The sequence below is a fragment of the Pseudomonas sp. FG43 genome, assembly GCF_057809175.1.
In genome coordinates, this window is sequence record NZ_JBMDJL010000006.1 from 192,335 (window position 1) to 213,424 (window position 21,090).

The 21,090-nt window shown below is 56.9% G+C and carries 22 protein-coding genes; 9 read left to right on the forward strand and 13 right to left on the reverse strand.

Going from position 1 to position 21,090, the window contains the following annotated elements:
- Positions 1 to 2: 2 nt before the first annotated feature.
- Positions 3 to 1,595 carry a cytochrome c oxidase subunit I gene (gene ctaD / locus ACODS3_RS09755; RefSeq protein ID WP_201019701.1) on the reverse strand — a complete coding sequence of 531 codons (1,593 nt, stop codon included), beginning with the start codon at positions 1,593 to 1,595 and terminating at the stop codon, positions 3 to 5.
- A gap of 19 nt (positions 1,596 to 1,614) precedes the next feature.
- Positions 1,615 to 2,739: a cytochrome c oxidase subunit II gene (coxB, locus tag ACODS3_RS09760; RefSeq protein ID WP_489034051.1), complete on the reverse strand. Its 1,125-nt coding sequence runs from the start codon at positions 2,737 to 2,739 to the stop codon at positions 1,615 to 1,617.
- Positions 2,740 to 3,097: 358 nt separating this feature from the next.
- On the opposite strand from coxB, the gene ACODS3_RS09765 reads away from it, so the two are divergent.
- On the forward strand, positions 3,098 to 3,748 hold the full coding sequence (locus tag ACODS3_RS09765; RefSeq protein ID WP_201019703.1) for a hypothetical protein: 651 nt from the start codon (positions 3,098 to 3,100) through the stop codon (positions 3,746 to 3,748).
- A 95-nt stretch (positions 3,749 to 3,843) separates the two neighbouring features.
- On the opposite strand, the gene ACODS3_RS09770 is transcribed toward ACODS3_RS09765, so the two are convergent.
- The 3 genes from ACODS3_RS09770 to ACODS3_RS09780 form a co-directional block, all read right to left on the reverse strand.
- On the reverse strand, positions 3,844 to 5,376 hold the full coding sequence (locus tag ACODS3_RS09770; protein ID WP_201019704.1) for a SulP family inorganic anion transporter: 1,533 nt from the start codon (positions 5,374 to 5,376) through the stop codon (positions 3,844 to 3,846).
- A gap of 112 nt (positions 5,377 to 5,488) precedes the next feature.
- Positions 5,489 to 6,220, reverse strand: a complete 732-nt coding sequence (locus ACODS3_RS09775) for a carbonic anhydrase (RefSeq protein ID WP_201019705.1) — start codon at positions 6,218 to 6,220, stop codon at positions 5,489 to 5,491.
- A gap of 193 nt (positions 6,221 to 6,413) precedes the next feature.
- Positions 6,414 to 7,472, reverse strand: a complete 1,059-nt coding sequence (locus ACODS3_RS09780) for a PA0069 family radical SAM protein (protein ID WP_201019706.1) — start codon at positions 7,470 to 7,472, stop codon at positions 6,414 to 6,416.
- A 243-nt stretch (positions 7,473 to 7,715) separates the two neighbouring features.
- Here ACODS3_RS09780 and ACODS3_RS09785 point away from each other — a divergent pair, with 243 nt between their 5' ends.
- Positions 7,716 to 9,353 carry a phosphoinositide-specific phospholipase C-related protein gene (locus tag ACODS3_RS09785; RefSeq protein WP_236250244.1) on the forward strand — a complete coding sequence of 546 codons (1,638 nt, stop codon included), beginning with the start codon at positions 7,716 to 7,718 and terminating at the stop codon, positions 9,351 to 9,353.
- Positions 9,354 to 9,418: 65 nt separating this feature from the next.
- On the opposite strand, the gene ACODS3_RS09790 is transcribed toward ACODS3_RS09785, so the two are convergent.
- Together ACODS3_RS09790 and prlC are read right to left on the reverse strand one after the other, a co-directional pair.
- Positions 9,419 to 9,706: a YheV family putative zinc ribbon protein gene (locus ACODS3_RS09790; RefSeq protein WP_200986376.1), complete on the reverse strand. Its 288-nt coding sequence runs from the start codon at positions 9,704 to 9,706 to the stop codon at positions 9,419 to 9,421.
- Positions 9,703 to 11,754 carry an oligopeptidase A gene (gene prlC / locus ACODS3_RS09795; protein ID WP_489034052.1) on the reverse strand — a complete coding sequence of 684 codons (2,052 nt, stop codon included), beginning with the start codon at positions 11,752 to 11,754 and terminating at the stop codon, positions 9,703 to 9,705. Before prlC ends, ACODS3_RS09790 begins: the two co-directional genes overlap by 4 nt.
- Before the next feature lie 112 nt (positions 11,755 to 11,866).
- Between prlC and ACODS3_RS09800 the strand changes: the two genes are divergently transcribed.
- Both ACODS3_RS09800 and ACODS3_RS09805 read left to right on the forward strand, forming a co-directional pair.
- Positions 11,867 to 12,412, forward strand: a complete 546-nt coding sequence (locus ACODS3_RS09800) for a gamma carbonic anhydrase family protein (protein ID WP_489034053.1) — start codon at positions 11,867 to 11,869, stop codon at positions 12,410 to 12,412.
- 41 nt (positions 12,413 to 12,453) lie between these two features.
- Positions 12,454 to 13,101 (forward strand): HAD family hydrolase, encoded by a 648-nt coding sequence (locus tag ACODS3_RS09805; protein WP_489034054.1) that lies wholly within the window; start codon positions 12,454 to 12,456, stop codon positions 13,099 to 13,101.
- Positions 13,102 to 13,160: 59 nt separating this feature from the next.
- Here the strand turns inward: ACODS3_RS09805 and ACODS3_RS09810 are convergent, their stop codons facing one another.
- Positions 13,161 to 14,225, reverse strand: coding sequence for an aminopeptidase (locus ACODS3_RS09810; protein WP_489034055.1), 1,065 nt, complete (start codon positions 14,223 to 14,225; stop codon positions 13,161 to 13,163).
- 94 nt (positions 14,226 to 14,319) lie between these two features.
- Here ACODS3_RS09810 and ACODS3_RS09815 point away from each other — a divergent pair, with 94 nt between their 5' ends.
- Positions 14,320 to 14,733: a PA0061/PA0062 family lipoprotein gene (locus tag ACODS3_RS09815; protein WP_489034056.1), complete on the forward strand. Its 414-nt coding sequence runs from the start codon at positions 14,320 to 14,322 to the stop codon at positions 14,731 to 14,733.
- On the opposite strand, the gene ACODS3_RS09820 is transcribed toward ACODS3_RS09815, so the two are convergent.
- Both ACODS3_RS09820 and ACODS3_RS09825 read right to left on the reverse strand, forming a co-directional pair.
- Positions 14,734 to 14,967, reverse strand: a complete 234-nt coding sequence (locus tag ACODS3_RS09820) for a DUF1161 domain-containing protein (RefSeq protein WP_201019522.1) — start codon at positions 14,965 to 14,967, stop codon at positions 14,734 to 14,736.
- A gap of 144 nt (positions 14,968 to 15,111) precedes the next feature.
- Positions 15,112 to 15,543, reverse strand: coding sequence for an OsmC family protein (locus ACODS3_RS09825; protein WP_201019521.1), 432 nt, complete (start codon positions 15,541 to 15,543; stop codon positions 15,112 to 15,114).
- Between the two features lie 198 nt (positions 15,544 to 15,741).
- On the opposite strand from ACODS3_RS09825, the gene ACODS3_RS09830 reads away from it, so the two are divergent.
- A complete protein-coding gene (locus ACODS3_RS09830; RefSeq protein WP_489034057.1) occupies positions 15,742 to 16,743 on the forward strand; it encodes an LLM class flavin-dependent oxidoreductase in 1,002 nt (333 codons plus the stop codon).
- A 109-nt stretch (positions 16,744 to 16,852) separates the two neighbouring features.
- Here the strand turns inward: ACODS3_RS09830 and ACODS3_RS09835 are convergent, their stop codons facing one another.
- On the reverse strand, positions 16,853 to 17,077 hold the full coding sequence (locus ACODS3_RS09835; RefSeq protein WP_201019519.1) for a DUF1161 domain-containing protein: 225 nt from the start codon (positions 17,075 to 17,077) through the stop codon (positions 16,853 to 16,855).
- Between the two features lie 142 nt (positions 17,078 to 17,219).
- Entirely contained in the window at positions 17,220 to 17,435 is a 216-nt protein-coding gene (locus ACODS3_RS09840; protein ID WP_201000936.1) for a dodecin, read from the reverse strand.
- A 166-nt stretch (positions 17,436 to 17,601) separates the two neighbouring features.
- Between ACODS3_RS09840 and ACODS3_RS09845 the strand changes: the two genes are divergently transcribed.
- Positions 17,602 to 17,928: an ElaB/YgaM/YqjD family protein gene (locus tag ACODS3_RS09845; RefSeq protein WP_304574180.1), complete on the forward strand. Its 327-nt coding sequence runs from the start codon at positions 17,602 to 17,604 to the stop codon at positions 17,926 to 17,928.
- Here the strand turns inward: ACODS3_RS09845 and ACODS3_RS09850 are convergent, their stop codons facing one another.
- On the reverse strand, positions 17,929 to 18,837 hold the full coding sequence (locus tag ACODS3_RS09850; protein WP_489034058.1) for a LysR family transcriptional regulator: 909 nt from the start codon (positions 18,835 to 18,837) through the stop codon (positions 17,929 to 17,931). It abuts the gene before it with no gap.
- A 128-nt stretch (positions 18,838 to 18,965) separates the two neighbouring features.
- Between ACODS3_RS09850 and trpB the strand changes: the two genes are divergently transcribed.
- Both trpB and trpA read left to right on the forward strand, forming a co-directional pair.
- The gene (gene trpB, locus ACODS3_RS09855) at positions 18,966 to 20,195 is read left to right on the forward strand and encodes a tryptophan synthase subunit beta (protein WP_489034059.1); all 1,230 of its coding nucleotides are present in this window, start codon (positions 18,966 to 18,968) and stop codon (positions 20,193 to 20,195) included.
- Complete coding sequence (gene trpA / locus ACODS3_RS09860) at positions 20,192 to 21,004, forward strand: tryptophan synthase subunit alpha (RefSeq protein WP_201019516.1); 813 nt, start codon at positions 20,192 to 20,194, stop codon at positions 21,002 to 21,004. Before trpB ends, trpA begins: the two co-directional genes overlap by 4 nt.
- Positions 21,005 to 21,090: the final 86 nt, after the last annotated feature.

A 21,090-nucleotide genomic window follows, 5' to 3' on the forward strand; every position in this document is an offset into this window, starting at 1 on the left:
ACTCACTTCACTTCGGGCGGTGTGCTGAAGGTGTGATAAGGCGCGGGCGAAGGCAGTGTCCACTCCAGCCCGTCAGCCCCATCCCAGGGTTTTGCAGGCGCAGGCGGCCCGCCGCGAATGGTCTTGATCACAATGAACAGGAAGAACACTTGTGTCGCGCCAAAGGTGAAAGCCCCGATGGACGACACCATGTTGAAGTCCGCGAATTGCAGGTTGTAGTCCGGGATACGACGCGGCATGCCTGCCAGGCCAAGAAAGTGCATCGGAAAGAACGCCATGTTCATCCCCACGAATGACAGCCAGAAATGCAGCTTGCCCAGGGTTTCGTCATACATGTGTCCGGTCCACTTGGGCAGCCAGTAATAAGCCGAGGCGAAAATGCCGAAGATCGCGCCGGGCACCAATACATAGTGGAAGTGCGCGACCACGAAGTAAGTGTCCTGGTACTGGAAATCTGCCGGGGCTATCGCCAGCATCAACCCCGAAAACCCGCCAATGGAAAACAGGATCACGAACGCCACGGCGAACAGCATGGGCGTCTCGAACGTCAGCGAGCCTTGCCACATGGTACTGACCCAGTTGAACACCTTGACCCCCGTCGGCACGGCAATGAGCATCGTCGCGTACATGAAGAACAATTCGCCCACCAAAGGGATTCCCACCACGAACATGTGGTGTGCCCACACGATGAACGACAGGAAGGCGATGCTCGCCACGGCGTAGACCATTGAGGTATAGCCGAACAGCGGCTTGCGCGAGAAAGCAGGGATGATCGAGCTGACCGCGCCGAAGGCCGGCAGGATCATGATGTACACCTCGGGGTGGCCGAAAAACCAGAATACGTGCTGAAACAGCACCGGATCGCCGCCCCCGGCAGCATTGAAGAAGCTGGTGCCGAAATGGATATCCATCAGCATCATGGTCACGCAGCCTGCCAGCACCGGCATGACCGCGATCAACAGGAACGCCGTGATCAGCCAGGTCCAGACGAACAGCGGCATTTTCATCAGCGTCATGCCCGGTGCCCGTAGGTTGAGGATGGTCGCGACGACATTGATAGCGCCCATGATTGAGCTTATTCCCATCATATGGATAGCCAATATGAAGAATGTCACGCTTTCGGGTGCATAAGTCGTCGAGAGCGGTGCGTAGAAGGTCCAGCCAAAGTTGGGGCCGCCGCCAGGATGAAAGAGCGTGGAAACCAATAACAGGAACGCGGCAGGCAATAGCCAGAAGCTGAAGTTGTTGAGGCGTGGCAAGGCCATGTCCGGCGCGCCGATCATCAGCGGAATCATCCAGTTGGCCAGGCCGACGAAGGCTGGCATCACCGCGCCGAAAACCATGATCAGGCCATGCATGGTGGTCATCTGATTGAAAAAGGCAGGCTCGACGATTTGCAGGCCCGGCTGGAACAGTTCCGCGCGAATCACCATGGCGAATGAACCGCCCAGCAGGAACATCGTGAAACTGAACCACAGGTACATCGTGCCGATGTCCTTGTGATTGGTGGTCAGTACCCAGCGCATCAGGCCTTTGGCGGGTCCATGCGCATGCTCATGGTCTGTCTTGCCATGGTCATCGATCACTGCACTCATGTTCCGGTCTCCTGCGCGCTCATTGCTGTGACTGCTTGAGGGTCAGTACATCCCTGGGGCTCAGCATGTCGCCCTTGTCGTTACCCCACGCATTGCGCTCGTAGGTCACAACTGCGGCGATATCGACTTCCGAGAGTTGTTTGCCGAAGGCAGCCATGGCTGTCCCCGGCTTGCCGTTGAACACAATCTTCAAATGATCTTCGATGGGGCCGGTGGCGATTTTCGAGCCCTTGAGCGCCGGGAACAGTGGCGGCATGCCCTGTCCTTCAGGCTGATGGCAGGCGGCGCAAACGGTGTGATAGACCTTGTCGCCGTGGGCGACCAGTTCTTCCCGGGTCCAGTTCTTGTCGGTGAGTTCCTTGAGCCTGGCGCCTTCTTCCTTGCGTTCGGCCAGCCATGCCTGGTAATCCGCTGGGGCCTTGGCTTCCACCACAATGGGCATGAAGGCGTGGTCCTTGCCGCACAACTCGGTGCATTGGCCTCGGTAAATGCCGGGTTTTTCGATACGGGTCCAGGCTTCATTGACGAACCCCGGAATGGCATCGCGTTTGACGGCGAAAGCGGGTACCCACCAGGAGTGGATCACGTCGGCGCCGGTCACCAGAAAGCGGATCTTCTCGCCAACCGGCAGCACCAGCGGTTGGTCGACCTCCAGCAAATAATGTTCGCCCTTGGCTTCACGGTTTTGGATCTGGTCGGCGGGGGTCGCCAGGTTGCTGAAGAACTCGACATCCTGTCCCAGGTATTTGTAGTGCCATTTCCACTGATAGCCCGTGATCTGGATATCGACATCCGACTCACTGGCGTCATACATGCTGATCAGGGTGCGGGTCGCCGGGATCGCCATGGCGACCAGAATCAGAAAGGGGACGATGGTCCACAGAATCTCGACGGTGGTGTTTTCGTGAAAGTGGGCGGCTTTCTGCCCGAGGGAGCGTCGATGCATGATCATCGACCAGAACATGGCAGCGAACACCACAAGGCCGATCACGACACATATCCAGAAGATGGTCATGTGCAGATCGAACACCGCGTTGCTGACGACAGAGGCGCCAGGCGCCATATTCGTTGTCCAGGCTGCTTGCGCCTGAGCAAATATTTGCCACAACACGAGCCCCATCCAAACGTATGGACGTCGCTTCATCGCGGGGTCCCCCAGCTTGTTATCCGGCAGACGTTGTCTGCGGCCAAGGAGCGGCTTGCGAATTCACTGACATCATGCCCGGATGACCCAGGTCTACAGCGTTGCGGCCTTCAGCCAACTTCTCTCACAGCCGAGTATAGACATAGCCAGAGAGTGCGCAACGCGATGGGAGAACCATCCATATAGATGTATGGGGTTTTATTAAGATCGTAAGATAAAGGTCTTGAAAGAGTCTTTTAATAACTAATACACATAAATGTTACTTAGTTATGAAAAATGCGTCTTAGGGAGTCAGCCAATCAGGCTAACGTATGACTTCCCCTAATAACTACCTGGTTTTAAGCCCTCAGGAGCCTTCATGAACACCGCCGCATTGCGCGAGCAGATTCAGCGTGCACATCAACACGAAGCCGAAACAGGCCAATTGCTACAACAACTGGAAATCCAGCTACCCCATCTGCATCCCGCGATTGATCTTCCGGATGTCGACGCAAAAGGTGTGCTGACGCGCTTTGTTTCTGCCTATATCGAGTTGGTACCGGACCTGCTAGACGCTGCTCACGAAGTTGCAGTTCAGGCGGGTATAGAAGGACAGATAAAGCCTGTCCTGAAAATTGCCGAGCAGTTTTTCGTTAGTCCGCCAGCCATCATGGCCGGTCATGAAGGGCTCGACAGTCTGTTGGATGAAGCGTATCTGGCACATCGCCTTGTAGAAGAGGTGAATGACCTCTACATCAAGCATTTCGGCCGGCCGTTGATCCCTTCGAACACTGTCGTCGCCAGTGTGATTGCCCACCAGTTGATCGGCGAAGAGTTCGCCAACCAGCTCGATGAAGCCGTACATCATGCAGTTGACCAGTTACTCGATGATGAGAGCTTTGCACTGGAATCGGTCGAAACCTACCGTGAGCGCCTTGATAGCCCCGACACCGAAGAAGCATGGAAACGCTGGCCGTGTCTGTCACGTCAACTGGGCATCGGCCTGGAGCTGGATCGCCCCGAGGCCTGATGCTGTCGGTCGTTGTAATAATGTCTTTGCGAGCAAAGGAAGGAGAGTCGGCAGGCGCTCCGCTGCTTCGCGAAGACGCCCACCGCTGACGCGAGCTACCTGGCAGCAGCTCCGATACCGGTTGTCGTATAGATCCGACCTTCCAGACGACGCTTCAAGCCCCGCGACTCGATAAGCAGTTTCGTCCCCTGAGCGGCATTGGTCCGCCCCCACTCTTCCAGCAATTCCAGGCAAGAGTGATCGATATAGGTCAGGTTGTTCAACGGCACGTGCACGGTGCTGCCTTGAGGGATGCTGCCCAGCACTTTGGTCAGCGCCGGAACCTTGAGGAAGGTAGCCGCACCCACCAGACGCAACTCCATTTCACCGTCACCCTCCAGTTGAACCAGGCTGATCTTCAGGCGCGAAGCCTTGAGTGCCAGCTTGGCCAGAGTCAGACCGAAACCAACCAGTACGCCAGTCAGCAGGTCAGTGAGGATGATTGACGAAGCCGTGGCGGCATAGATGAACATCGGCGTGCGTCCATAACGGCCCAGACCGCGAAATGCCTTGAGATCTACCAGCTTGAGGCCCGTGTATACCAGCACACCCGCCAGGCTCGCCACCGGAATGCTTTGCAGTACGCTCGACAGAATCAGCACGAAAGCCAGCAGCCAGAGGCCATGGAAAATCGTCGAGAATCGGGTTGTGGCACCTGCCTGAACGTTTGCCGAGCTACGCACGATAACGCCGGTCATTGGCAGCGCACCCACCAGGCCGCACAGCATGTTACCTATGCCTTGTGCGCTTAACTCCTTGTCGAAGTCAGAGCGCGTGCCGTTGTGCATGCGGTCGACGGCAGCGGCCGAAAGCAGCGTTTCGGCACTGGCGATGAAGGCCAGGGCGATGGCAGCAATCAGGATCGCAGGATCGGCGAGGTTCATGAGGTCCGCAGGGCGTAGCCAGTCGATGGCGTCGGCCAGATTGTCAGGGACCTCCACGCGCTTGACCTCCAGCGCCATGATGAGGCTTATGCCTGTTGCAAGACCGACACCCAGCAGTGCTCCCGGAACGAAACGCAGTGATTGTGGACGGATTTTTTCCCAGGACCACATCACCAGCATGGTTCCCAGACCCAGCAGGCCTGCCTGCATGGCCGGTCCAGGCCCGATGGCCTGTACCAGAGTTTCAGGGAATGCCAACAGGTTATCCAGCCCGGACGGTTTCGGGCCGCTATCAAACATCACATGCACTTGTGAAAGGACGATCAGCACGCCGATGCCGGCCAGCATGCCATACACCACAGCCGGTGCCGTCACCCGGAACCAGCAGCCGAGCTTGAAGCGTCCGGCCAGTAGTTGAAGCAGGCCGGCCAGCAGAAGAATCGGGCCAAGCATGGCCATTCCATGCTCACGTACCAGCTCGAATACCAATACGGCCAGACCTGCGGCAGGGCCACTGACCTGCAAGGGCGACCCCGCGATCCAGCCGACGATCAGGCCACCGATGATGCCAGTAATCAATCCCTTGGCCGGAGGCATGCCAGAAGCAATTGCAATCCCCATGCACAGCGGCAGGGCAACCAGGAACACCACCACGGAAGCGAGCAGCTCCCGTGGTAAAACGGATTTCAGTTCTGTAGTACCCATGATGCTTCTCCGGGATCTCTTCAGATGTAACAAAGCCTGGCGGCGCGCATCCTGCGCAACCGCCATAGGCTCAAAGAGGGGTTTACCGTCAGTCGTGAATTAAGTCAGGCGACTAGAAACGCGGTTTCGGGGTAGCCATGGGTGTCGGACCCTCGCCATCGAGTGGCAGGAACGCATCCCGGTCCGAGTCGTAAGCCAGGATTTCACTGGTTTCGATGTTGTAGACCCAGCCGTGGATGAACAACTGACCGTTGGCCAGTTTTGATGCAACCGAAGGGTGGGTACGCAGGTGCTGGAGCTGAGCGATCACGTTTTCCTGAGTCAGGACGTGCATGGTTTCCTTTTCGCTGCCGCAACTGCAATTGTTCTCTACCACCGTACGGGCAACCTCTGCATGACGCAGCCAGGCTTTGACCGTCGGCATTTTATCGAGGCTTTGAGGGTTGAGTACGGCACGCATTGCGCCGCAATCGGAGTGACCGCAGATGATGATGTGTTGCACGCCCAGAGCCGAAACCGCGTACTCGAGGGCTGTTGAAACCCCGCCATTCATCTGGCCGTAAGGTGGAACGACGTTACCGACGTTACGGGTGACGAAAAGATCGCCCGGAGAGCTCTGGGTAATGAGTTCAGGCACGATGCGCGAGTCTGCGCAGGTGATGAACATGGCGCGAGGCGATTGCGCCGTGGCCAGTTTCTTGAACAGTTCTTCCTGCTGTGGGAAGACCTCATGACGGAAATGCACGAAGCCACTCACGATTTGCTGCAGCGCTACCTCAGCACTATTCAATGCAGGCTGCTCACTGGCTGAGGTAGCCGACTGCTGTTTATCCATGTCTCTCATGTCTTCATCCTCTCTGACGGATTGATGTGGATTTTTCATGCGTTATCTAAACGGAAACGGACCTGAGCCCTCTTTGTGTGGCATAGCGAACAAGTCCATTGAACGCTATCGCGGGCATCACTCCGATTTACAGATTAGCCACCCAAGCTTAAGTGAAACTGAATGCGACAGCTCTAGGACGCAGTTCCTGTATTTAAAGGAGCGACATCTGCCCTCCCGGCGGGCAAAAAGCGCTGCAGTCCAGATGAAAACTCTCACGACGATTGAGGCCTAAACGTTTAGTCGCTATGGCGTAACGCCTGGCCAACAGATCGGCAAAAGGCCCTTCACCCCGCATGCGCGACCCGAACTCGCTGTTGTAGACCTCACCGCCTCGGCTTTGACGTATCAGACTCATCACATGTTCCGCACGTTGCGGATAATGTGTCTTGAGCCATTCATCGAACAGTGGCGCCACCTCCAGCGGCAGGCGCAGCATCACATAGCTCGCACTTTGTGCCCCGGCCGCCTTGGCCTCACTGAGCAGCGCTTCAAGCTCGCTGTCGTTGATCATTGGAATCATCGGCGCGCATAACACGCCCACTGGCACGCCGGCCTGCCGCAGTACCCGAATCGCCCTCAAGCGAGCCTTGGGGGCCGCCGCCCTGGGCTCAAGAATGCATTTGAGTTCGTCATCCAGCGTGGTCAGGCTGATGAACACTGAAACCAGATTCAACTTCGCCATTTCGGCCAGCAGATCGAGGTCGCGCAGGATCAGCGAGCCTTTGGTGATGATGGATACCGGATGGCGATAACGCAGCAGGACTTCGAGGGTGGCGCGAGTGATCCGGTGCTCGCGTTCGATAGGTTGATACGGATCGGTATTGGCGCCCAGCGTGATTGGCGCGCAACGGTAGCCAGGTTTGGAAAGCTGCTGCTCCAGCAAGGCTGCTGCATTGGTCTTGGCGATCAGTTTGGTCTCGAAATCCAGCCCTGGCGACATGTCCCAATAGGCATGGCTGGGTCTTGCGAAGCAATAGATGCAGCCGTGTTCACACCCGCGATAAGGGTTGATGGAACGATCGAAGGGAATGTCCGGTGACGTGTTGCGGGTAATGATGGTCTTGGCCGTTTCGTTGATGACCTGAGTGCCCTGGGTCAGCGGAACCTCCTGATACCAGCCATCGTCCTCGGCGACGGACCTGCTGGGAGCAAAGCGATTGTGCGGATTGGTGGCGGTACCGCGGCCGCGAATCGGGGGTGTGCTGACCATGAGGAACGACTCGAATACTGTTTATGCATACAGTACATCAAAATTCACATCGCCCAGGAAAAAATGCTTCCCACCTGACCGGTGGTTCTGCCTGCCGAGAAACGCTTCTTAAAGCGTTGTAACAATAAGCCGGTTCCACTGAACATCTTATTAATTTATTAATTGTCGCCAGCAACACTCATGGATGAGCACTTGGGCAGTTCCTGTTATAGAAACTGACAACTATTGAAAAGGATTTCAATCGTGAACACGAAATATGTATTTAATACCCTGGTTGGGGCATCGCTCCTGTCTCTTGCACTGACAACTGCGCAAGCGTCCGGCTTCGCGGATAAGAATAAACCCTTTGACCAGTATCACTGGGTCACAACCCATAATTCCTACGAGAAGATCAATCAGAATCTGGCAGAACTGCCCAGGCAACTGAAAGACGGTGTTCGGGGTTTCATGCTGGATCTCTATACCGACAAGAAGTCAGGCTTCAACCGTATCAAGGTCTGCCATAAAACCATTGCTTGCTACGGCCCGCTGGGCAATCAGCTAAAGAATGAGTTCATTCCTTTTCTGAAAAACAACACGTCGGAAGTTGTGACTATATTTTTCGAGACTTATGTCAGCCGTGACGATTTGCAGGAAGTCTTCAATGCGATACCCGAGCTTGCAGACTACTCGTTCAACCCGGCGAATTTCGATACCTCGGGTTGGCCAACCCTGGCCGCCATGACCCAGAAAAATAACCGTCTTATCATGATGACCGATAAGCGTGAAGTCAGTGGGCAGTACCGGGTCGGATCAAAGACCATTACCGTCCTGTTCGATAAGGACTGGTTGACGCAGAACAAGTGGGACACCTTGGGTGGGGCGGCCTCCAATATTTATGCCGCCCACAATTTTTCCTGCTCCACACGCTGGTCAGATGTACCTCTGAATACCAGAAAAGTCGCCAGTTCTACAGGCAAGCAATGGAATCGCCTGTTCCTGATGAACCAGTTTCATACCGCCACTTCTACCATTCCTGATTCTGCCAAGTACGACAATAACCTGACCTACCTGATGCGGCGTACGGCCAACTGCGGGAATGAGCCGAATTTCATCGGTATCAATAATTACCAGAACGGCGATGCCTTTTCCTATGCACGCACCTTGAGCCAGGGTGGCATTTATTTATGGGAAGGCTCTGATGCCGACAGGAAAAGAGACACCGTCTGCGCCATTCCCAGCGGTTCCCGGACTCTTCTTCTGCCGACCCAAGGCTGTGAAAACGATGAGGCTCAATCCATGTCGTTATCCGGCGTTACCAAAGGCACCCGAATCACGGTATTCGACAATGGCGGTGGTAGCCGCGAAGATGATTACGCCATTATCGACGTGAAGCGAGACATCGGGATCAAAGAGCATGTTGTGGTTTCAGGTTTTGAACAGAATCGCAATAACGCAGACTATCAGATCATCCATGTTCGCAATAATGGTTTGAACGGGAAGATTTCCCGTATTGAAGTAGGTCGGACGCCGGGTAACTTCTCTGATGCGGCCATTGCCTTCTATGAGGGAAACAACCTCGAAAAAAATCTCGACTGTACGGTTCCTTTCAATCGTGTGCATAACGTCAAGATGAAAAACAACAGTTTTGGCTGCTCAAACGACGAGATTCGTTCTGCCCGAATTCTCAAGGCCGGAGCGGGTACGTCTTTTACGCTGGTCGGCCATCCTTATGGTGATTTTTCACAGGGCCGGACAATCGTCACTATCAAACGTGATATTAGATGGCCGGTCACGATTCCAGGGTTCAATTCCTCTTATGAAAACAGTGATGTAAAAGTCGAGGCCAGCAAATCGATTGATGGCAAGATCTCGTTTGGTTATTTCAATGGCAAACAATAAGGCGATTTTTTCTTGATCGTATAAAAAAGGGCGCTCAGTAGAGCGCCCTTTTCATCATCAGCCATTCAACTCGGATCAACCGGCTTTTTCAGCTTTGGATTCGGGAAGAACTGCACGCCCTGAACCTTTGGATCTGCCGGTTTTGGCGTGGCCTTGTTGACTCGTGTTCCCAGTTCCTTGGGAATCGACAGGCCCTGTTCATTGAGCGTATCGCTGTAGCCGCAACCCACGCATTCGCGATGGGGCACGTCGTCTTCGCTCCACATCTTCAGCTTGTCGGGCTCGCTGCACGCCGGGCAGACAGCCCCGGCGATAAAGCGTTTCTTGGTAATGACTACCGGTGTATCGGTCATGCTGCCGCTTCCTCACTCAGGCCACTGTGGCGCAAGAGTGCGTCAATCGAAGGCTCGCGTCCGCGGAAGTCGACGAACAACACCATCGGCGCCTGGGAACCGCCACGCGCCAGAATGGCTTCGCGGAAGGCACGACCCGTTTCGGCGTTGAGTACACCGTCTTCCTCGAATTTGGAGAAAGCGTCGGCAGACAACACTTCAGCCCACTTGTAGCTGTAGTAACCGGCTGCATAACCACCCGCGAAGATATGCGCGAAGCTGTTCGGGAAGCGGTTATAGGCTGGCGGTCGCATGACCGAGACTTCATCGCGAATGCCTTCGAGCACTTCCAGCACACTACGGCCGTCGCCATGGGTGGCGTGCAGCTCGAAGTCGAACAGCGAGAACTCCAGTTGACGAACCATCATCAGCCCTGACTGGAAGTTCTTGGCTGCGAGCATTTTTTCCAGCAGGTCCTGAGGCAGTGCTTCGCCGCTTTCGTAGTGACCGGAAATCAGGGCCAGGCCTTCAGGCTCCCAGCACCAGTTTTCCATGAACTGGCTTGGCAGTTCGACTGCATCCCACGCCACGCCGTTGATCCCGGAAACACCAGCATGCTCGACGCGGGTCAGCAGGTGATGCAGGCCATGGCCGAATTCGTGGAACAGGGTGGTGACTTCATCGTGAGTCAGCAAGGCAGGCTTGCCGCCGACTGCTGGCGTGAAGTTGCACACCAGATTCGCCACCGGGTTCTGCATACGGCCTTCGGCGGTACGGCGACGGTCGCGTGCGCCATCCATCCAGGCACCGCCACGCTTGTTGGCGCGGGCATACAGGTCGAAGAAGAAGCGCCCGACGTGCTGGCCGTTTTCCTTGATCTCGAAGAGACGAACATCCGGGTGCCAGGTGTCGAAACCTTTCTGTTCGGCGATTTCAATTCCGTACAGGCGCTGAACAATGGCAAACAGGCCGCTCAGCACTTTATCGATAGGGAAATAGGCGCGCAGGATTTCCTGGGAAACGCTGTAGCGCTGTTCGCGCAGTTTTTCGCCATAGAAACCGCTGTCCCAGCTTTGCAGATCCGGGCAACCCTGTTCGGCGGCATACGCCTTGAGCTGCTTGAGGTCCTGCTCGGCAAAAGGCTTGCTGCGCTTGGCCAGATCGCGCAGGAAGCTGAGCACTTGATCGCTGGACTCGGCCATCTTGGTCGCCAGGCTCAGTTCGGAGAAGCTGGCGAAGCCCAACAGTTGTGCCAGTTCCTGACGCAGGTCGAGGATCTGCGCCATGACCGGGCCGTTGTCGTTCTTGCCCGCATTCGGGCCTTGATCCGAGGCGCGTGTGCAGTACGCCGCATAGACTTCCTCGCGCAGGGCGCGGTCTTCGGCGTAGGTCATTACCGCGTAGTAGCTCGGGAACTCCAGGGTAATCAGGAAACCTTCCAGATCCTTGGCCTTGGCGGCGGCAGCCATTTGCTGTTTGGCCGATTCGGTCAGACCCGCCAGGGCAGATTCGTCAGTGACCAGTTTGGTCCAGGCCTGGGTTGCATCGAGCAACTGGTTGGAGAACTGGCTGCCCAGCTCCGACAGCTTGCTTTGCACTTCGGCGTAACGCTTCTGCTGCTCGGGTGGCAGGTCGATACCCGAAAGGCGGAAGTCGCGCAGCGATTGTTCCAGAATAGTCTTCTGGCCAACATCGAAGTTTGCCGCTTCCGGGCTGTTGGCCAGGGCTTCATAGGCCTGGAACAGCTCACGGTTCTGGCCCATTTCGGTGGAGTAAGCGCTCAATGCAGGCAGGCACGACTCGTAGGCTTCGCGCAGTTCTGCGCTGTTGCAGACGGCATTCAGGTGACTGACCGGGCTCCAGGCGGCTCCCAGGCGGTCATTCAATTCATCCATCGTCAGGACCAGTCCGGCCCAGGTGGGTGTCGAACCCTGCCTGGCAAGAATGTCGGCAATCGCGGCGCGGTTATCGGCCAGGATCTGTTCGATGGCAGGTTTTACGTGCTCGGCACGGATCGCCGAGAAAGGAGGCAGGTCGTACGATTGCAAAAGAGGGTTGTTCGCGCTCACGGTTTTGCACCTTGGCTGGAAGAAACACTCACGCATCTTAATTACAATCGACGCCGACCGCAGCACTCAAACCGGTATCGCGCATCTATCACCACCAAAGAAGGAGCCTATCGTGGCCATTCGCAAGTTCCAGGACCACATCCCAGCCCTTGGCGAGCGAGCGTTCGTCGACTATTCCGCTGTGGTGATCGGCGATGTCGAGATCGGTGCCGACAGCTCCGTCTGGCCACTGACCGTCATCCGTGGCGACATGCATCGCATCCGTATCGGTGCCCGTACCAGCGTGCAGGACGGCAGCGTGTTGCACATCACCCACGCAGGGCCGTTCAACCCTGACGGCTTTGCGCTACTGATCGGTGACGAAGTGACTATCGGCCACAAGGCGATGCTGCATGGCTGCACCATCGGCAACCGGATCCTGATCGGCATGGGCACCACCATCATGGATGGCGCGGTGGTCGAGGATGAAGTCATCATTGGCGCTGGCAGCCTGGTGCCGCCGGGTAAAGTGCTGGAAAGCGGGTTTCTGTACGTGGGGCGTCCGGTCAAACAGGCACGGCCACTGACTGAAAAGGAGATCGCCTTTTTCCCCTATAGCGCGACCAATTACGTGAAGCTCAAGGATCAGCACCTGGCCGAAGGTTACGACCAGCCCTGAGTTATCCACAGACCTTTTTACGCATTCACTGGCGAGAACCCATGCATTACAAAAACATTCTGTTCGACCTCGACGGCACACTGACTGACCCGCGCCTGGGGATAACTCGCTCGATCCAGTTTGCCTTGGGGCGTCTGGGCATCGACGAGCCGGATATCACCAAACTGGAACACTTCATCGGCCCACCGCTACTGCAAGCCTTCATGCAGTTTTATGAGATGGACGAAGCCCGTGCCTGGGAGGCTGTGGGTTTCTATCGCGAGCGCTTCAAAGTCACCGGGCTTTATGAAAATCTGGTTTTCGATGGCGTGCCCGAGCTGCTTGAAACCTTGGGTGGTCAAGGTCGAACGCTGTATATCGCGACTTCAAAGCCTTGGGTTTTCGCCCATGAAATCGCCCAGCACTTCGACTTCGCCAGGCATTTCAAGGTGATCTACGGCAGTGAGCTGGACGGCACCCGCACCGACAAAGTGGAACTGATCGCCCATCTGCTGGAGCAGGAGCGTCTGGACCCAAGCCAGACCTTGATGATCGGCGACCGCAAGCATGACCTGATCGGCGGGTCGCGTAACGGGCTGGATGTGGCAGCAGTAGGTTATGGTTTTGGCAGCCATGAGGAACTGACAGCGCAATCGCCGACCTATCATTTTGTGACGATGGCCCAGATGCATGAGGCTTTTCGCGCATGAATTCAGGGGGGGGTTGGCCTGTTCGCGAATGAATTCGCTCCTACGGTGTGGGAGCGAATTCATTCGCGAAAGCCGCTGAGCTCCTGCAACTTGGCCTTGCGCTGCACCACAGGCAAATCCCCCAGCTTTTCCACGGCATCGAAGAACGCCACCCAGTCACCATTCACATGCTTGAACAACGCCTCAAACGCTGGCACCCACTGGCCATAAAGCCCGAAGGGCAGCAGCTTGGCGTTGTTCATCGGTGAGTTGATCCACCCGTCGAAGCGTTTGTCGCCGCTCCATTGCTCATCACGCAATTGCCGGTACTCACGGCGCAAGCGCTCGAATTCGGCGGCTTTGCGCTCACGCATCAGCTCGGCTGTCAGCGGCTGGCGATACAAGGTCTTGAGCCGCTCCCGGGTATCGAGCACCAATCGAATGAACTGATCCCGGCGTGTGGATTGTGAGACGTTTTCCGGTGCCAGGCCTCGTGCAGCACGCCATTGGCGAGTGCCTTCCTGCTCCACGAAGCTGGCGTAGGATTCGTTGAACTCGGTGTCGTCCTTCACATAGAAACGTTGATGGGCCAGTTCGTGGAAGATCAGCGTTGCCAGTCGCTCGTCACCCCAACCCAGCATGGAACTGAGAATCGGATCGTTGAACCAGCCCAGCGTTGAATACGCTTCGACGCCGCTCATGAACACGTCCTTGCCGGCCTGACGCTGCAAAGCGGCTTCACCTCGCGCACCGCCCTGGCTGTAATAGCCGCGATAGGCCACGCAACCGGCAATCGGAAAGCAATGAGTGACAGGGTCCAGAGAGAACTCATCGGTCGCGAATACGTTCCAGACGACATAAGGACGGCCCAGATCGGCGTACAGGCGATAACTCTTGTTGTCCGGCAGATGCAGATGGTCGCTGGCGAAGGTACGAGCTTCCTGGGCATATGCCAGACGCTGACGCAATTTCGGGTCGCGCGCAGGGTCAGAGATGATGTCCTGGATCGGCTCCCGAGCCTGTAGCAGTCGCAGTTGACCACTGGCCAACTGGCCGTAATACGAAAGGCTGGAGCATCCACAAAGCAAAACCATCGTCGCTATCGGCAAACTGTGCCAGAGACGTAAAACATTGAGTCGTGGCATACACGGCCTTCAAGACAGGGATAGAACGGGTTATGCAGGACAGCCAGGGTATTACGCAACTATCATCGTCATCCGCCCATCTTCGGAGCCTGACATGCGCCTGACAGCATTGACTCTCGCCCTTGGCACCCTTCTGGGGTGTACTACGCCTTTACCTGCCGTGGACCCGGACATGGCCTGGATCGACATGCGCACCATGACCGGCAGGCTGGTGATGGCAGACAAGCTTGATGGCAAGAATACCTATGATGGACGCTACTTTCAGGTCACTCCCGGTCGCCACGAGCTACAGATACGCTTCGATTATGAATATCGCTCGGGCGGGCTGGGCCTGATAAGTGATGACTACACCGACATCACCTGTTTCATCGATATCGAGTACGACCATTTTGTCGCCGGGCAGCGTTACATGATCGAAGCCCGCACGCTTGCCAATGACATTACCGCCAAACTTTATGACGCCGAGCGCAAGGTGCTGGCCCATGAAGGGGATGTCCGCTGTATCTGATCAGCTATCGTTTTTTTGATAGATGATTTTTTTGGTGCCGTTTTCGCAGCTGCCCACCACCATGTTCTGGTCGTGGACCTCGGCGTTGGGGACGATTTCCAGCGTATAGGACGTGACGTTGTTGGCCTGGATCTTGGCCTCGATCTCGTCCTTGAGTTCTTCGCAGGATTTCGGCGCAGCCAGGGCGCCGGTCGTCAGCAGGATACAGCTCATAGCCAAAACAAAACGTTTCATGCCCGATTCCTTCGATAAGACGCACAGAACCTTGTCTGTGCTGTAGTCCTTCATACGACCGTCCGGCCCCGCATCTGGTTCTGACGGGCAAAAAAATGACCCGTACAACCGGGTTGTACGGGTCATCAGGTGTCACGCTATCGATCAACCGAGCAGCGTGGCGTCCAGGGTAATCTTGGCGTTCAGCACCTTGGAAACCGGGCAGCCTTCTTTGGCTTGCCTGGTCAAATCATCGAACTGCTGCTGGCTTGCACCCGGGACCTTGGCCTTGAGCACGAGATGAACGGCTGTGATGGAAAATCCGCCGCTGTCCTGATCCAGGGTCACTTCAGCCTGAGTATCGATGCTTTCAGCCGTGAAGCCCGCGTTCCCGAGGATCATCGACAAGGCCATGGAGAAGCAGCCAGCATGTGCTGCGCCGATCAGTTCTTCCGGGTTGGTGCCCTTGCCGCCCTCGAAGCGGGCCTTGAAACCGTAAGGCGCTTCGCGCAGTACGCCCGTTTCAGTGGAGATACTGCCAATGCCACTCTTCAGATCACCTTCCCAATGGGCTGATGCTTTCTTGACGATGCTCATGGTGCCTCCTGATTAAATCGGTAATGTTCCGGCCGTAACCAAGTTTCTGAGGATAGACGGTCTTGGAAAGTTCAACGTATAAGTCCTAGTGTTTTGGTAGGTCTTTTTCGGGGTTGCCATTGAAAAGCAGCGCTTGCGCCCGCACTGCTGTTTCATCATGGGCTCAGCCCAACACATTTCGAGGAGAAGCAGCGGCCTATGAAACGTTTGACGGATGTAAAGATTTCCACCCTTGATCTGGTGCCTGTGCGCCAGGACAAAGGTCCCGCAGAATCACTGCGTAATTCCCTGAACCTGGCTCAGCACGTCGAGAAGCTGGGTTACAACCGTTTCTGGGTTGCAGAGCACCACAACATGGATGGCATCGCGAGTTCGGCGACTTCTGTGCTGCTGGCCTATCTGGCTGGCGGTACTTCGACGATTCGCGTAGGCGCTGGTGGCGTCATGCTGCCCAACCATGCGCCATTGGTCATTGCCGAGCAGTTCGGCACCCTTGCCAGTCTCTATCCCGGTCGTATCGATCTGGGCCTGGGACGTGCGCCGGGTTCGGACCAGATGACGGCCCGGGCATTGCGGCGCGAGCGCTCCGGTAGCGCGGATGACTTCCCTGATGATGTCACCGAGCTGATGGGCTACCTCGGGCCACGCACGCCTGATCAAAAAGTGATCGCTGTGCCGGGTTCCGGCACCGATGTGCCGATCTGGTTGCTGGGTTCGAGCCTGTTCAGTGCCCAGCTCGCCGGGATGCGTGGGCTGCCTTATGCCTTTGCCTCCCATTTCGCGCCGCGCTACATGCATGAAGCGATTCGCGTCTATCGCAATCATTTCCAGCCTTCAGACGTGCTCGACAAGCCTTACGTGATGTTGGGTGTGCCGCTGGCGGCGGCCGACACTGACGAGCATGCCGAGTACCTGGCGACGTCGGTCTATCAGCGCATTCTGGCGCTGATGCGTGGGCACAGCCTGGTGCAGCGTCCGCCCGTCGAATCCATGGACAAGCTGTGGCTGCCTCACGAACGAGAGGCCGTGGCGAGTTTTCTGGGGCTGGCGATGGTGGGCGGTCCGCAAAAGATCCGCGCCAAGCTGGATGTGCTGCTGGAGCAGACCGATGCCGATGAATTGATCTTCACCTGCGACATGTACGAACACGAGGATCGTCTACGTTCGTATGAAATTCTGGCGCAGGTTGCGCAGGGATAACACCGCACAGTGCAGGACCGGATTTATCCGGGAAGGCGGCATACCTGACGGTAAAGATCGGCCTTTCGCGAATGAATCCGCTCCTGCACGGCGGTGGCGCGTACCCGGATCAGTTGCGGGTGTAGATGATCTTGTGTCTGCCCACATCGCAGGAGCCTACGACTTTCTGATCCTTCAGATCGTCGGTCGGGATAATTTCCAGCGTGTAGGACGAAACTTTGAGCGACTTGAGTTTTGCGTCAATCTCCGCTTTCAGCTCTTCGCAATTCTTGCCCGCCGCCATGGTGGTTCCAGCAAAACTCAGCAAGCCTACTACCAATAGAAGCTTCTTCATCAATGACACTCCCTCGTGTTGACAAATACAGGCACTCCAAAATGAAGCGCTCAATGGCAACCGCCACGCATTGATGCGTGGCAGCGGTTTCTATCTGTAGCGGAATTTATGGCAAACGGCCAGTTAAAAGCGTCAGAACCTGTCAGCTATCGGCGATGCGAAAGCCCACCTTGAGGGTTACCTGATAGTGCGCAACCTTGCCGTTCTCGATGTGTCCGCGGGTTTCGGTCACTTCAAACCATTCCAGTAACTGAAGGCTCTTGCTGGCCTCTGCAATCGCATTGTTGATGGCGTCTTCGATACTGGTGGTAGACGAGCCAACCAGCTCGATCTTCTTGTAGGTGTGGTGATCACTCATGGCAGTTCTCCTTGGTAGCCTTCAGGAGCGTAGCAGTGGCGACGCTCATTGGTTCTGTCAGGAAAATGCGGACAAAAGTTCAGCACTTTGCATAAATCCCATCGCACTTTCCAAAACCTGCGCAGTCGGAAACAACACACGTACTCATCACAGCAGGAGAAATACCATGGCTAGCAATTCACTTCGTAAAGCCTCGTTGCAAAGCATGGAAGCAGAGATCGAAAGCCTCCTCAAGTCATTGGAAAGCCTCAAAGGCGATGCTTCCGAGGAGTCTCGCAAGACGCTGAAAAGTCTCAAGGTCAATGCTGAAAATGCGCTGAGCCATTCGCGCCATCTGCTCAGCGATCTGTACGAGGACGTGAAGGTCAAGACCCGTGAAAACGCACTCGCTACCCGCGATTACGCTCAGGAGCATCCCTGGACGACTGCGGGCGTTGCAGTCGGCGCGATTGGCCTGCTTGCTGCCTACCTGTTGATCAAACGCGGCGAATGATCATTTTCTGATCGGCTCGATGGAGCGCTCCAGCTCGTTTTTCAACCATTGAGCCAACTGCTGCGCCCGACCGTCAGCGGCGCGGCGGGGGACCCAAAGTGCAAGTCGTGCCGGGGTTTCGCTGAAACCCCATGGCGCAGCCAGGCGTCCGGCCCGCAGGTCGTCCGTGACCAGCGGCTCGGGTGCAATGGCAATGCCAAGGCCCGCGACTGCTGCCTCCAGCAAATAGTACAAATGCTCGAACCCCTGCCCGTAACGCAAAGCCTGCGGATCGATCCCGTGGTGTTGCGCCCAGCTTGGCCAGGCTTGTGGGCGCGAGGTGGTTTGCAACAGTGATTCGTTCAATAACGCTTGGGCAGGTGCCTGCCGCAATGCCTCGAAATGTGTGAAGCGTGGGCTCAGCACTGGCCCGATACGTTCGCTGGCCAACTCGAAAACCTGCATGTCCGCCGGCCATGGGGGCTCCGCGAATACCAGCAGTGCATCCAGCCCCGGTCGGCGCGGGTCCAGATCGCCCTCGCCCGCCGAGAGATGCAGACGCAGGTCCGGCAGCTCGGCATTCAGGCGCCCAAGGCGCGGAATGAACCAGCGCGCCAGCAGGCTACCGGAGCAACCCAGTACGAATGGCGCATCCGCGCTGCCCTGGCTCAGTTCGGCACACACATCGCGCAATCGGTCGAAAGCTTCACCGCTGACGTCGCGCAATCGAATACCTGAATCTGTGAGTTTCAGGCCGCGACCATCCTTGCTGAACAGGCTGACGCCCAAGTGTTCTTCCAAAGCTTTCAACTGACGGCTGACCGCGCCATGGGTCACGTGCAGCTGTTCCGCAGCCTGACTGACGCTGCCCAGGCGGGCAGTGGCTTCAAAAGCGCGCAAGGCATTGAGGGGAGGAAGGTCGCGGCTCATGATATGTGTGAGTTTTCCTGACAGGTTGTGGCGATCTTATCGGTTTTCATCCTGGCGTGCGCTGGTTAAAGTGAGCCCATTGCCGATACGGCTCAACCCATTCGCCCAAGACTGCAACTGGAGCCCCCATGACCCAGACCAACTTTCGCAGCGGTCCCGACGCCAACGGCCTGTTTGGCTCATTTGGCGGCCGCTACGTAGCTGAAACCCTCATGCCGCTGGTGCTTGACCTCAATCACGAGTACGAAGCCGCCAAGGCAGATCCTGAGTTCGCCGAGCAACTGGCGTACTTCCAGCGTGATTATGTAGGCCGCCCCAACCCTCTGTATTTCGCCGAGCGCCTGACCGAGTTCTGCGGTGGCGCCAAGATCTACTTCAAGCGCGAAGAGCTGAACCACACCGGCGCACACAAGATCAACAACTGCATCGGCCAGATCCTGCTGGCCAAGCGCATGGGCAAGAAGCGCCTGATCGCGGAAACCGGCGCAGGCATGCACGGCGTTGCTACTGCCACGGTCGCTGCCCGTTTCGGTCTGCCTTGCGTGATCTATATGGGCGCAACCGACATCGAGCGTCAGCAGGCCAACGTATTTCGCATGAAGCTGCTGGGCGCCGAGATCGTGCCGGTCACTTCCGGCACCGGCACCCTGAAAGACGCCATGAACGAAGCCCTGCGTGACTGGGTGACCAACGTTGAAGACACCTTCTACCTGATCGGCACTGTGGCAGGCCCACACCCGTATCCGGCGATGGTCCGTGATTTCCAGTCGATCATCGGCAAGGAAACCAAGGCCCAGATGCAGGAAAAGGAAGGACGTCTGCCAGACAGTCTGGTGGCTTGCGTGGGCGGTGGCTCCAACGCAATGGGCCTGTTCCATCCATTCCTCGATGATGCCAGCGTGCAGATCGTTGGCGTCGAGGCTGGTGGTCACGGTATCGACACCGACAAGCACGCAGCCAGCCTCAACGGCGGCGTACCCGGCGTATTGCATGGCAACCGCACTTACCTGCTGCAGGACGACGACGGCCAGATCACCGACGCCCATTCGATTTCCGCGGGCCTGGACTACCCAGGCATCGGCCCTGAGCACGCTTACCTGCATGAAGTGAAGCGCGCCGAATACGTGAGTATTACCGACGAAGAGGCCCTGCAGGCTTTCCATCAGTGCTGCCGACTCGAAGGCATCATCCCCGCGCTGGAAACTGCCCACGCACTGGCCGAAGCCATCAAACGTGCCGCCACTCTGAGCAAGGACCATTTGATGGTTGTGTGCTTCTCCGGTCGCGGAGACAAAGACATGCAAACCGTAATGAACCACATGGCCGCCGCCGAAAAGAATCAGGAGAAGTCGGTATGAGCCGTCTTGAGCAACGTTTTGCCCAACTGAAAACCGAAGGCCGTGCCGCGCTGGTAACGTTCATTACCGCTGGCGATCCTGGTTACGACACTTCGCTGAAAGTCCTCAAGGGGCTGCCAGCGGCCGGTGCCGACGTGATCGAGCTGGGCATGCCCTTCACCGATCCGATGGCCGATGGTGTCGCGATTCAACTGGCGACCCTGCGTGCCCTGGACGCCGGGCAGACTCTGCTGAAAACCCTGCAAATGGTCAGCGAGTTCCGCGCAGAAGATCAGACCACGCCTATCGTGCTGATGGGTTACTACAACCCGATTCATCGTTTTGGTGTGGATGCATTCGTGGCAGCCGCCAAGGATGCGGGCGTCGACGGCCTGATCATCGTCGACCTGCCACCTGAGCATGACGCCGAGCTGGCCACGCCTGCCCAGGCTTCTGGCATCGACTTCATTCGCCTGACCACGCCGACCACCGATGACGCACGTCTGCCACGTGTTCTGGAGCGCAGTTCCGGTTTCGTCTACTACGTGTCCGTCGCCGGTGTGACCGGTGCCGGATCGGCTACCACCGAGCACGTCACCGAAGCCATTGCACGTCTGCGTCGCCATACGTCTCTGCCGATCAGTGTCGGTTTCGGCATTCGTACGCCTGAGCAGGCAGCCGCTATCGCCCGTCTGGCCGATGGCGTGGTGGTCGGTTCTGCGCTGGTGGACAAGATCGCCACAGCCAAGTCGCCCGGCGAGGCCGTCGATGGCGTGTTGAGCCTTTGCGCGGCGTTGGCTGATGGTGTGCGTCAAGCTCGCAAGAGCTGAAGGTAAAGTTCCTGATACAGAGGAATCAATTCGCCATTAGCTGTCCTATGCAGCAAGACACAAGGGGTTCACGGCCAAGGTCCTGA

Coding starts and splice junctions, on each gene's coding strand:
- ctaD (WP_201019701.1), bottom strand. CDS start 1,595: ATGAGTGCAGTGATCGATGACCATGGCAAGACAGACCATGAGCATGCG.
- coxB (WP_489034051.1), bottom strand. CDS start 2,739: ATGAAGCGACGTCCATACGTTTGGATGGGGCTCGTGTTGTGGCAAATA.
- ACODS3_RS09765 (WP_201019703.1), top strand. CDS start 3,098: ATGAACACCGCCGCATTGCGCGAGCAGATTCAGCGTGCACATCAACAC.
- ACODS3_RS09770 (WP_201019704.1), bottom strand. CDS start 5,376: ATGGGTACTACAGAACTGAAATCCGTTTTACCACGGGAGCTGCTCGCT.
- ACODS3_RS09775 (WP_201019705.1), bottom strand. CDS start 6,220: ATGAGAGACATGGATAAACAGCAGTCGGCTACCTCAGCCAGTGAGCAG.
- ACODS3_RS09780 (WP_201019706.1), bottom strand. CDS start 7,472: ATGGTCAGCACACCCCCGATTCGCGGCCGCGGTACCGCCACCAATCCG.
- ACODS3_RS09790 (WP_200986376.1), bottom strand. CDS start 9,706: ATGACCGATACACCGGTAGTCATTACCAAGAAACGCTTTATCGCCGGG.
- ACODS3_RS09805 (WP_489034054.1), top strand. CDS start 12,454: ATGCATTACAAAAACATTCTGTTCGACCTCGACGGCACACTGACTGAC.
- ACODS3_RS09810 (WP_489034055.1), bottom strand. CDS start 14,225: ATGCCACGACTCAATGTTTTACGTCTCTGGCACAGTTTGCCGATAGCG.
- ACODS3_RS09815 (WP_489034056.1), top strand. CDS start 14,320: ATGCGCCTGACAGCATTGACTCTCGCCCTTGGCACCCTTCTGGGGTGT.
- ACODS3_RS09820 (WP_201019522.1), bottom strand. CDS start 14,967: ATGAAACGTTTTGTTTTGGCTATGAGCTGTATCCTGCTGACGACCGGC.
- ACODS3_RS09825 (WP_201019521.1), bottom strand. CDS start 15,543: ATGAGCATCGTCAAGAAAGCATCAGCCCATTGGGAAGGTGATCTGAAG.
- ACODS3_RS09830 (WP_489034057.1), top strand. CDS start 15,742: ATGAAACGTTTGACGGATGTAAAGATTTCCACCCTTGATCTGGTGCCT.
- ACODS3_RS09835 (WP_201019519.1), bottom strand. CDS start 17,077: ATGAAGAAGCTTCTATTGGTAGTAGGCTTGCTGAGTTTTGCTGGAACC.
- ACODS3_RS09840 (WP_201000936.1), bottom strand. CDS start 17,435: ATGAGTGATCACCACACCTACAAGAAGATCGAGCTGGTTGGCTCGTCT.
- ACODS3_RS09845 (WP_304574180.1), top strand. CDS start 17,602: ATGGCTAGCAATTCACTTCGTAAAGCCTCGTTGCAAAGCATGGAAGCA.
- ACODS3_RS09850 (WP_489034058.1), bottom strand. CDS start 18,837: ATGAGCCGCGACCTTCCTCCCCTCAATGCCTTGCGCGCTTTTGAAGCC.
- trpB (WP_489034059.1), top strand. CDS start 18,966: ATGACCCAGACCAACTTTCGCAGCGGTCCCGACGCCAACGGCCTGTTT.
- trpA (WP_201019516.1), top strand. CDS start 20,192: ATGAGCCGTCTTGAGCAACGTTTTGCCCAACTGAAAACCGAAGGCCGT.